The sequence below is a fragment of the Streptomyces sp. BR123 genome, assembly GCF_013401435.1.
In the GTDB taxonomy this organism is placed as follows: domain Bacteria; phylum Actinomycetota; class Actinomycetes; order Streptomycetales; family Streptomycetaceae; genus Streptomyces.
The window spans coordinates 1-10,340 of record NZ_JACBGN010000251.1 but is presented as its reverse complement, the minus strand read 5'-3'; the positions used below and the strand labels follow the sequence as shown (position 1 = coordinate 10,340).

General features: G+C 72.9%; 9 protein-coding genes and 1 pseudogene. 9 read left to right on the top strand and 1 reads right to left on the bottom strand.

The features are described from left to right. The first annotated feature begins 332 nt into the window (after positions 1 to 332). From HYE82_RS28440 to HYE82_RS28405, 9 genes and pseudogenes are all read left to right on the top strand, one after another. Positions 333 to 848: a hypothetical protein gene (locus HYE82_RS28440; RefSeq protein ID WP_179177040.1), complete on the top strand. Its 516-nt coding sequence runs from the start codon at positions 333 to 335 to the stop codon at positions 846 to 848. Positions 849 to 1,030: 182 nt separating this feature from the next. Continuing rightward, positions 1,031 to 1,873 carry a nitrilase-related carbon-nitrogen hydrolase gene (locus tag HYE82_RS28435; protein WP_179177039.1) on the top strand — a complete coding sequence of 281 codons (843 nt, stop codon included), beginning with the start codon at positions 1,031 to 1,033 and terminating at the stop codon, positions 1,871 to 1,873. Then, positions 1,870 to 3,165 carry an aspartate aminotransferase family protein gene (locus tag HYE82_RS28430; protein ID WP_179177038.1) on the top strand — a complete coding sequence of 432 codons (1,296 nt, stop codon included), beginning with the start codon at positions 1,870 to 1,872 and terminating at the stop codon, positions 3,163 to 3,165. The genes HYE82_RS28435 and HYE82_RS28430 overlap by 4 nt, the downstream gene beginning before the upstream one ends. Before the next feature lie 16 nt (positions 3,166 to 3,181). Then, a pseudogene (locus HYE82_RS38515) lies at positions 3,182 to 3,370 on the top strand (dihydropyrimidinase); the annotation flags it as partial. 121 nt (positions 3,371 to 3,491) lie between these two features. Next, the gene (hydA, locus tag HYE82_RS28425; protein WP_179177037.1) at positions 3,492 to 4,880 is read left to right on the top strand and encodes a dihydropyrimidinase; all 1,389 of its coding nucleotides are present in this window, start codon (positions 3,492 to 3,494) and stop codon (positions 4,878 to 4,880) included. Positions 4,881 to 4,935: 55 nt separating this feature from the next. Continuing rightward, complete coding sequence (locus HYE82_RS28420; RefSeq protein WP_179177036.1) at positions 4,936 to 5,958, top strand: TIGR03842 family LLM class F420-dependent oxidoreductase; 1,023 nt, start codon at positions 4,936 to 4,938, stop codon at positions 5,956 to 5,958. Between the two features lie 376 nt (positions 5,959 to 6,334). Beyond that, positions 6,335 to 7,159: an inositol monophosphatase gene (locus tag HYE82_RS28415; RefSeq protein ID WP_179177035.1), complete on the top strand. Its 825-nt coding sequence runs from the start codon at positions 6,335 to 6,337 to the stop codon at positions 7,157 to 7,159. A 133-nt stretch (positions 7,160 to 7,292) separates the two neighbouring features. Beyond that, positions 7,293 to 8,711 (top strand): NAD(P)/FAD-dependent oxidoreductase, encoded by a 1,419-nt coding sequence (locus HYE82_RS28410; RefSeq protein WP_179177034.1) that lies wholly within the window; start codon positions 7,293 to 7,295, stop codon positions 8,709 to 8,711. Next, entirely contained in the window at positions 8,711 to 9,220 is a 510-nt protein-coding gene (locus tag HYE82_RS28405) for an O-acetyl-ADP-ribose deacetylase (RefSeq protein ID WP_179177033.1), read from the top strand. The genes HYE82_RS28410 and HYE82_RS28405 overlap by 1 nt, the downstream gene beginning before the upstream one ends. Positions 9,221 to 9,727: 507 nt before the next feature. Here HYE82_RS28405 and HYE82_RS28400 read toward each other — a convergent pair. Next, positions 9,728 to 10,147 (bottom strand): molybdopterin-binding protein, encoded by a 420-nt coding sequence (locus HYE82_RS28400; RefSeq protein WP_179177032.1) that lies wholly within the window; start codon positions 10,145 to 10,147, stop codon positions 9,728 to 9,730. Positions 10,148 to 10,340: the final 193 nt, after the last annotated feature.

Sequence of the window (10,340 nt, the reverse complement as noted above, 5' to 3'; positions counted from 1 at the left end):
CCCAGCCCCAGCCCCAGCACCAGCACCAGCCCCACCCGGAGACGCAGCCGCAGCCGGACGCGCAGCCCGAGGCGCGGGACGCCGGTCCCGCGGCGGGCCCGCCCCGTGGGCCCCGCTTCGGCAACTTCGAACCGCAGCCGCAGGAAACCGATTCCCACGCCGCCCTGCCGCGCGGTGCCCGCTTCGGTGACCTGGAATCGCAGCCGCAGGAAACCGGGTCCGCAGTCGGTCCGCGGTCGGGCGGGCGGCCGGAGCCGGAGCCGGGGCCGGAGCCGGGGCCGGAGACCCGGGATGTCGGGCCGGAGGTGCCCGGGGAACGGGGAGACCGGGGGGTGCGGGGGACGGTGGCCGAGCTGATCACGCTGCGGGCCCAGGGGCGCAGTGGCGAGGCGCACGTGCTGCTGTGCGAGGCCGCGGCATGGCCGCCCGGACTGCTGCCGGAGCTCGCCGCCGAGCTGGCCCGTGCCGGGCTGGCCGCCGACTGGGCCACCCTGCTGTGGGAGGCGGCCTCGCTCCCGCCCGAGCGGCTCGCCGCGGTGGCCGCGGCCCTGGGGGCGGCGGGCCGGCACGCCGACTGCGAGGCGCTGCTGCGCCAGGGCGTCTCCCGGCCTGCCGCCGAGATCGCCGAGGCGGCCCTGGCGCTGGCGGAGGCGGGCCGCCTCGGCGAGGGCGACGCGCTGCTCGGCGCCTTCGTCCGGGTCCGCACCGCCGAGGAGGCGGCCCGCCTCGCCCGCCGGGACCCGCAGTGGTTCGTCCCGCGCCTGCTCAGGGCCGCGGAGGCCGTTTCCGCCGGGCGCCACCGCGACCTCGTACACGCTCTGCGCGTCGGGAAACTCCTCGCTTTCTGAACACCGGACCCTCGAAAGCGATTCAAGGCGATTGAAGGCGATCGGATTTCGACCCAATCCGACCGACTGCGCCATCCGGGCAAGGCGGTCTTGCCCCGCGGTGTGACGAGGCCTACGTTCTAGTCCCTACGCACACCGTCTACGTGCGTAGAAGTCGGCGTTCCCGTCGCGAGGAGCAGCTCATGGCCCAAGTCGTCCGCGCCGCACTCGTCCAGGCCACCTGGACCGGAGACACCGAGTCGATGATCGCCAAACACGAGGAGCACGCCCGCAGAGCGGCCGCCGAGGGCGCGCGGATCATCGGCTTCCAGGAGGTGTTCAACGCCCCCTACTTCTGCCAGGTCCAGGAGCCCGAGCACTACCGCTGGGCCGAGCCGGTCCCCGACGGGCCGACCGTCCGCCGGATGCAGGAACTCGCCCGCGAGACCGGCATGGTGATCGTCGTGCCGGTCTTCGAGATCGAGGACTCCGGCTTCCACTACAACACCGCCGCCGTCATCGACGCCGACGGCAGCTACCTCGGCAAGTACCGCAAGCACCACATCCCGCAGGTCAAGGGCTTCTGGGAGAAGTACTACTTCCGCCCCGGCAACCTCGGCTGGCCCGTCTTCGACACCGCCGTCGGCAAGGTCGGCGTCTACATCTGCTACGACCGGCACTTCCCCGAGGGCTGGCGGGCCCTGGGCCTGGCCGGCGCGAAGCTGGTGTACAACCCGTCCGCCACCCACCGCGGCCTGTCCGCCCACCTGTGGCAGCTGGAGCAGCCCGCCGCGGCCGTCGCCAACGAGTACTTCATCGCCGCCATCAACCGGGTCGGCCGGGAGGAGTACGGCGACAACGACTTCTACGGCACCAGCTACTTCGTCGACCCGCGCGGGCAGTTCGTCGGCGAGACGGCCGGCGACAAGGAGGAGGAACTCCTCGTCCGCGACCTGGACTTCGGCCTCATCGAAGAGGTCCGCACCCAATGGGCGTTCTACCGCGACCGCCGCCCCGACGCCTACGGAGGGCTCGTACAGCCGTGACCGACCCGATTCCCCTGCTCAGCCGCCACCGCTCCGTCCTGCCCGACTGGCTCGCGCTCTACTACGACCGCCCCATCGAGCTCACCCACGGCGAGGGCCGCCACGTCTGGGACGCCGACGGCAACCGCTACCTCGACTTCTTCGGCGGCATCCTCACCACGATGACCGCGCACGCCCTGCCCGAGGTCACCAAGGCCGTCACCGAGCAGGCCGGGCGGCTCCTCCACTCGTCCACGCTGTACCTCAACCGCCCGATGGTCGAGCTGGCCGAGCGGATCGCCGCCGTGTCCGGCATCCCCGACGCGCGGGTCTTCTTCACCACCTCCGGCACCGAGGCCAACGACGCCGCCCTGCTGCTGGCGACCGCGTACCGCCGCTCCAACCAGGTCCTGGCGATGCGCAACAGCTACCACGGCCGGTCCTTCTCCACCGTCTCCGTCACCGGCAACCGCGGCTGGTCCCCGACGAGCCTCTCGCCGCTGCAGACGTACTACGTCCACGGCGCGGTCCGCACCCGCGGCCCCTTCGCCGAGCTCTCCGACGAGGCGTTCACCGCTGCGGCCGTCGCCGACCTGGAGGACGTGCTCGGCCAGGCGCGCGGCTCCGTCGCCGCCCTGATCGCCGAGCCGATCCAAGGCGTCGGCGGCTTCACCTCCCCGCCCGACGGCCTGTACGCGGCCTTCCGCGAGGTGCTGGACCGGCACGGCATCCTCTGGATCAGCGACGAGGTCCAAACCGGCTGGGGCCGTACCGGCGATCACTTCTGGGGCTGGCAGGCACACGCCCGCAGCGGTCCGCCGGACATGCTCACCTTCGCCAAGGGCATCGGCAACGGCATGTCGATCGGCGGCGTCGTAGCCCGCGCCGACATCATGAACTGCCTCGACGCCAACTCCATCTCCACCTTCGGCGGCTCCCCGGTCACCATGGCCGCCGGCCTCGCCAACCTCGGCTACCTGCTGGAGCACGACCTCCAGGGCAACGCCCGCCGCGTCGGCGGCCTGCTCCTGGAGCGGCTGCGCGCCATCGCCGCCACCGTGCCCGCCGTACGGGAGGTACGCGGCCGGGGCCTGATGGCCGGGGTGGAGCTGACCCGGCCCGGCACCGACGAGGCGGACCCGGAGGCGGCCTCCGCCGTCCTGGAGGCCGCCCGCGAAGGCGGCCTGCTGCTCGGCAAGGGCGGCGGGTACAACACCAGCGTGCTGCGCATCGCGCCGCCGCTCTCCCTCACCGTCGCAGAGGCGGAAGAGGGCGCCGAGATCATCGAACGGGCCCTGCGCAGCACCGTGTAGCCGGGAGGCGCCCCACATGTCCATCCGCACCCCGGTCCTCGGCGGCCCCGTCATCACGGCCGCCGACGCGAGCAGGACGTACGCCGTCCCCGGCGGGGTCGACGCCCCCACCCGCAGGGAGCTGCCCTTCGGCGGCACCTTCGCCTCGGACACCTTCGAGACCGGGACCCGGGCCGCCGGCCGGGGCACCACCGCCACCATCGTCGGCAACGGCTTCCACACGACCTCTCGGACGTCAATCGACTCGGCGCCTCGGCGCTGCGGTCGGTACGGCCGCCACGTGGTGAACGACGCACGGCATTCCGACGCGAAGGGATTTCCCAGGTATGGCCAGAACCCTCATCACCGGTGGCCTCGTGATCACCGCTGCCGAAGAGCTGCACGCGGACGTTCTGATCGAGGATGGCCGCGTCGTGGCGATGGCGACCACGGGCAGCCAGGACTGGACTGCCGATCGCGTCATCGATGCCTCCCGGAAGTATGTGATCCCGGGTGGGGTCGACGCGCACACGCACATGGAGCTGCCGTTCGGCGGCACCTTCGCGTCGGACACGTTCGAGACAGGCACGCGAGCCGCCGCCTGGGGCGGTACGACGACCATCATCGATTTCGCCGTACAGTCCCGGGGGCAGTCCCTGCGGGCCGGCCTGGACGCCTGGTACGGCAAGGCCGATGGCAGATGCGCGATCGACTACGCATTTCACATGATCGTGTCGGACGTCAACGAGCGCACGCTCAAGGAAATGGACGGGCTCGTCGAGGAAGGCGTGAGCTCGTTCAAATTGTTCATGGCATATCCGGGGGTCTTCTATTCGGATGACGGCCAGATCCTGCGCGCGATGCAGCGGGCCTCAGGCAACGGCGGGCTGATCATGATGCACGCCGAGAACGGCATCGCCATCGACGTGCTGATCGAGCAGGCGCTGGCGCGCGGGGAGACCGACCCGCGCCACCACGGCGAGGTCCGCAAGGTGCTCCTGGAAGCGGAGGCCACCCACCGGGCCATCCAGCTGGCCCGGGTGGCCGGCGCGCCGCTGTACGTCGTCCACGTCTCCGCGCAGGAGGCCGTCGCGGAGCTGGCCGCCGCCCGGGACAAGGGTCTACCGGTCTTCGGCGAGACCTGCCCGCAGTACCTCTTCCTGTCCACCGACAACCTCGCCGAGCCGGACTTCGAGGGCGCGAAGTACGTCTGCTCCACCCCCCTGCGTCCCAAGGAGCACCAGGCCGCCCTCTGGCGCGGCCTGCGCACCGACGACCTCCAGGTGGTCTCCACCGACCACTGCCCCTTCTGCTTCCGAGGACAGAAAGAGATGGGCCGCGGGGACTTCTCCAAGATCCCGAACGGCCTGCCGGGGGTGGAGAACCGCATGGACCTCCTCCACCAGGCGGTGGTGGACGGCCACATCAGCCGCCGCCGGTGGATCGAGATCGCCTGCACCGCCCCCGCCCGGATGTTCGGCCTCCACCCGCAGAAGGGCACGATCGCGCCGGGTTCCGACGCCGACATCGTCCTCTACGATCCGCACGCCGAGCAGGTCATCTCCGCCGAGACGCACCACATGAACGTGGACTACTCGGCGTACGAGGGCAAGCGGATCACCGGCCGCGTCGACACCGTTCTCTCGCGCGGCGAACTGGTCATCGACCGGCGCGAGTACACGGGCAGCGCCGGCCACGGGGCCTTCGTTCACCGTTCCACCTGCCAGTACCTCTAGGGGGCGCCGGGGCCCGCACGCCCCGGCGCCCGTACTCCCCAGCAAGGAGCGCCGCATGGACTTCGGGCTCGTCCTGCAGACCGACCCGCCCGCCTCCCAGGTGATCAGCCTGATGAAGCGGGCCGAACGCAACGGCTTCCGCTACGGCTGGACGTTCGACTCCGCCGTGCTGTGGCAGGAGCCGTTCGTGATCTACAGCCAGATCCTCGCCAACACGCAGAAGCTCCACATCGGCCCGATGGTGACCAACCCGGGCACCCGGACCTGGGAGGTGACCGCCTCCACCTTCGCCACCCTCAACGACATGTACGGCAACCGCACCGTCTGCGGGATCGGCCGCGGCGACTCCGCGATGCGGGTGGCCGGCCGCAAGCCCAACACCCTGGCCCGGCTCGGCGAGGCCATCGAGGTCATCCGCGACCTCGCCGAGGGCCGCGAGGCCGAGGTCGACGGCAAACCGCTGCGCATCCCGTGGATCAAGGACGGGAAACTGCCCGTCTGGATGGCCGCGTACGGGCCGAAGGCGCTGGCCCTGGCCGGGCAGAAGGCCGATGGGTTCATCCTCCAGCTCGCCGACCCCTACCTCACCGAGTGGATGGTCCATGCGGTCCGCGAGGCCGCCGCCACGGCGGGCCGGGACCCGGACGCGATCACCATCTGCGTGGCGGCCCCCGCGTACGTCACGGCCGACGCCTCGGCCGAGGCCCTGGCCCACGCGCGGGACCAGTGCCGCTGGTTCGGCGGCATGGTCGGCAACCACGTGGCCGACCTCGTCTCCCGCTACGGCGAACACTCCACCATGGTCCCTGAGGAACTCACCGAGTACATCAAGGCCCGCCAGGGCTACGACTACAGCCACCACGGCCGCGCCGGGAACCCGTCCACCGACTTCGTCCCCGACGAGATCGTCGACCGCTTCTGCCTGCTGGGCCCGCCCGAGACGCACGTCGAGAAGCTGCGGGCGCTGCGGGCCCTGGGCGTCGACCAGTTCGCCGTCTACGACATGCACGACGCGAAGGAGGCCACCATCGACGCCTACGGGCAGCACGTCATCCCCGAGCTCAACGGGCGGCCGTAGACGGGCAAGGCCTGGCGGCTTCCCCGCAGCGGGCAGCCGTCATGCCGGTGCGTCGAAAGCCGATCGGTGTTCCGCCGGGTCGGTCGGGGTGGAGGCGGAGCCGTTGGGCGGACCGTTGTGCACGCCCGGCCCGGGAGGCGGGGACATGTGAAGGACGGGACTTCCGCGCCGCCGTCCGGCGCACTCGGGGGCGAGGAGCTCCGCGGCCAGGGCGTGGGCCTGGACGCGGATCTCGGGGATGGCTGATCAACCCGCGGCTCGGGCGCACGGACCGAAGGCCCCGGCCTCCACGACGTGCACGACGCCAAGGAGGGGGGACGGCCTCCCTTCCGGGAATGCGGTGGGGATCGCGGGCCGGGCGTGATGTGATGGGGGCATGATCGAAGAGTTCCTGGCCCGTGACCTGTCCGCCGTCGAGGAAGCCGTCCGCAAGGCGGCCGCCGCCGAGATCATGCCGAGGTTCCGGCAGCTCGCCGACCACGAGGTGGACGAGAAGAGCGGCCCGCACGATCTGGTGACCGTCGCCGACCGCAGGGCCGAGGAGCACCTCACGGTCTCCCTCACCCGGCTGCTGCCCGGCTCCGCCGTCGTCGGCGAGGAGGCCGTGCACGCCGACCCGACCGTGTACGGGGCGCTGCGCGGCGACGCCCCGGTCTGGATCGTGGACCCGGTCGACGGCACCCGGCAGTTCGTCTCCGGCGACCCGAACTTCTGCACCCTGGTCGCGCTCGCCCACCGCGGGGAGATCCTCGCCTCCTGGACCTTCGCCCCGGCGCTGGACGAGATGGCCACCGCCGTGCGCGGGCAGGGCGCGTACCTGGGGGAGGAGCGCCTGCGCTGCGGTTCCCCCGAGCCGGGCGCCGAGCTGCGCGTCGCCATCGCGCACCCGCTGTACACCACCGACGGCGACAAGCGGGTCCTGTCCCGCCTGGACGTGCCCGGCGTCGCCGCCCGCCCCTGCGGCTCGGCCGGCCTGGAGTACCTGAAGGTGGCCCGCGGCGAGATGGACGGCCTCGCCTTCACCTGGCCCTCGGCCTGGGACCACGCGGCCGGGCTGCTGCTGGTCGCGGAGGCCGGCGGGGCGCAGAGCACCGTCGCCGGGGAGCCCTTCCGCATCGACCGGGACAACGAGCTGCCCTTCGCCGTGGGCCGCGACGAGGCCACGGCCGGACGCATCCGCGAGCTGCTCCGCGGCGCCTGACCCGGGCCCCGGTCACCGCCCGGCCGGCGTCCCGATCCGACGAACCCCGGGGCTGCCGCGGCCGTACCGGGGGCCCGCGGAGGCGGGCCGAATATCCTGGGCGGTGGCAGCCACCGGACGAAGGAGTCGCACAGTGCCGTCGATTCTCGATGCGGTCGTGGTGGGGGCGGGGCCCAACGGGCTGACCGCCGCCGTCGAACTGGCCCGGCGCGGCTTCTCCGTGGCCGTCTTCGAAGCCGCGGACGCCGTGGGAGGCGGGGCCCGGACCGAGGAGCTCACCCTCCCCGGCTTCCGGCACGACCCCTGCTCGGCGGTCCACCCGCTGGGCGCCGGCTCCCCGGCGTTCGCCGCGATGCCGCTGAAGCGGTACGGGCTGGAGTGGGTGCACGCCCCGCTGCCGATGGCGCACCCCTTCGACGACGGCACGGCCGCCGTGCTCTCCCGCTCCGTAGCCGAGACCGCCGCCTCCTTCGGGCCGCGTGACGCGGGCGCCTACCGGCGGCTGGTCGCGCCGTTCCTCGGCCGATGGGACACCCTGTCCCGGGACTTCATGTCCCTGCCCGGCACAGCCCTGCCCCGCGACCCGGTCACCCTGGCCCGCTTCGGGCTGGCCGGAATGCCGCCGTCCACCTGGCTGTTGCGGCGGTTCCGGGACGAGCGGGCCAAGGCCCTGTTCGCGGGGCTCGTCGCCCACGTCATCGCACCGCTGGACGGCATCGCCACCGGCGCCGTCGGCCTCGTCTTCGCCCTGGCCGCACACGCGGGCGGCTGGCCCATGGCACGCGGCGGCTCCCAGTCGATCTCCGACGCCCTGGCCGCCTACCTCGTCGACCTCGGCGGCAGCATCCACACGGACTTCGAGGTCAAGCGCCTGGACGACCTCCCGCCGGCCCGCGCCTACGTCTTCGACACCTCGCCCACCGCGCTGGCCCGCATCGCCGGGCTGGGGCACGCGTACGACGGCTACCGGTACGGCGCCTCCGTCTTCAAGATCGACTATGCGCTGTCCGGGCCGGTGCCGTGGACCGCCGAGGCCCCGCGCCGGGCCGGCACCGTCCAGATCGGGCCGCGCGCCCGAGACATCGACGCCGCCCTCCAGCTCGCCTCCGGCGGCCGCGTCCCCCGCACCCCGTTCCTGATCACTGCTCAGCCGAGCCTTGCCGATCCGGGCCGGGCGCCCGAGGGCAAACACGTCTTCTGGGCCTACGGGCACGTCCCCGCGGGCTGGAACGGCGACCTCACCGACGCCGTCGAACGCCAAGTCGAACGCTTCGCCCCGGGCTTCCGGGACCTCGTGCTCGCCCGCGCCACGGCCGGCCCGCCGCAGCTCGCCGCCCGCAACCCCAACTACATCGGCGGGGACATCGCCTGCGGCGCGGCCTCCGGGCTCCAGCTGCTGCTGCGCCCCAAACCGTCCCTGTCCCCGTACACGACCTCCCGCCCCGCCGTCTTCCTCTGCTCCTCCGCCACCCCGCCCGGCCCCGGTGTGCACGGCATGTCCGGCCACAACGCGGCCAAGGCGGTCTGGCGGCACCTGCGAAAGGCCTCCTGATGGTCCGCATCACCCTCGTCCGGGGCGACATCACCGCCGAGCAGGCGGACGCCCTGGTCAACGCCGCAAACTCCTCCCTGCTGGGCGGCGGGGGAGTGGACGGGGCCATCCACCGGCGCGGCGGCCCGGAGATCCTGGAGGCCTGCCGCGCCCTGCGTGCCTCCCACTACGGCAAGGGCCTCCCGACGGGTCGGGCCGTGGCCACGACCGCGGGCCGCCTCCGTGCCCGGTGGGTGATCCACACGGTGGGCCCGGTCTGGTCCGCCACCGAGGACCGCTCCGAGCTGCTCGCCTCCTGCTACCGCGAGTCGCTGCGCGTCGCGGACGAGCTGGGCGCCTGCACGGTGGCCTTCCCGGCCATCTCCACCGGCATCTACGGCTGGCCCATCGACGACGGCGCCCGCATCGCAGTGGAAACCGTCCGCGCGACCGCCACCGCGGTGGAAGAGGCCCGCTTCGTCCTCTTCGACGAGGCGGCCTACGCGGCCTTCGCCCGCCAGGTCCACTGACCGTACACGTCGCGGCCCCTCTACGCCTGAGCCCCGGACATCGCTACTGCGAGGCGGTGCTGTCGACCTGTGGTTTCGTGGGTGCGCACGACGGACGCGGTCCGGGAGGGTCGGCCTGCCGGCCGGTCGAGGTGGCCCTGGACGAGTACCGCGAGCGCGGGTCTGCGTTCCCATGAGGTTTCGGTCTCCCGTCCACGTGCTCGATCGAGGTCCACTGCCCCCTTCATCCCGGTGGCGCCGGCCTCCGCGAACGCGCCGCGGGACGATACGGGCGTGCGGTTCACGGAACTGCCCTCACCCGGGACGTCGTCCGGCAGAGGATGCAACTTGTCGTGGGCGTGCTCGACGGGGACTTCGGCGGCAGTCTGCTGCTGCCGGCGACCTGCCTCGACGGGCGGACCTCGAGGCGGCGGGAGCGCAGCCGGTGGCGCCGTCCGACCGTGCGGGGCGCGGTACGTCGGCGCCGTGACCGACGTGTGGTTCGGCGCGCTCCCCCGGGAGCGGGGGTCAGGTGGCGGAGAGCAGGATCTCCGTCGACTTGATCAGGGCGACGACGGGGGAGCCGGGGGCGAGACCGAGCGCCTCCACCGCCTCGTTGGTGATCACGGCGGTCAGGCCGCCGCCCTCCACGTCCACCTGGACCGAGGCCACTGCGCCGCCGACGGCGATGGCCCCGACGGTCCCGGCGAGCTGGTTCCGGATGGAGATGCCCTCCACACGGCCGGTGGCCAGGGCCACCTCGGTGGCCTTGACCAGCGCCTTCACCGGCGTGCCGGGGGCGATGCCGAGGTCCTTCACGGCCCCGGCGGTGACCGCGGCGGTGATGTGCTGGCCGCCGTCCAGCCGGACCTTCACCGTCGCCATGGCCTCGTCCGCGGTGACGGCGGTGACGGTGCCGGGGATCCGGTTGCGGATGCTCAGGCTCATGGTTTGCCCGTCCTCGTGGTGTGCTCGGGTGCCGCGCCGGTCCGGCAGGACCGATCAAGATCGACCGTAGTCGGCGTTCCGCGGGCCCCGGTCCGGCCCCTCGCAACGGCCCGCCGGAATCACCCGCCCGGCCCGGGATCCGGTCGCGGTCGGGGTCGGGTCGGGGTCGTGCTCGCGGTCCGAGGGATGCCCG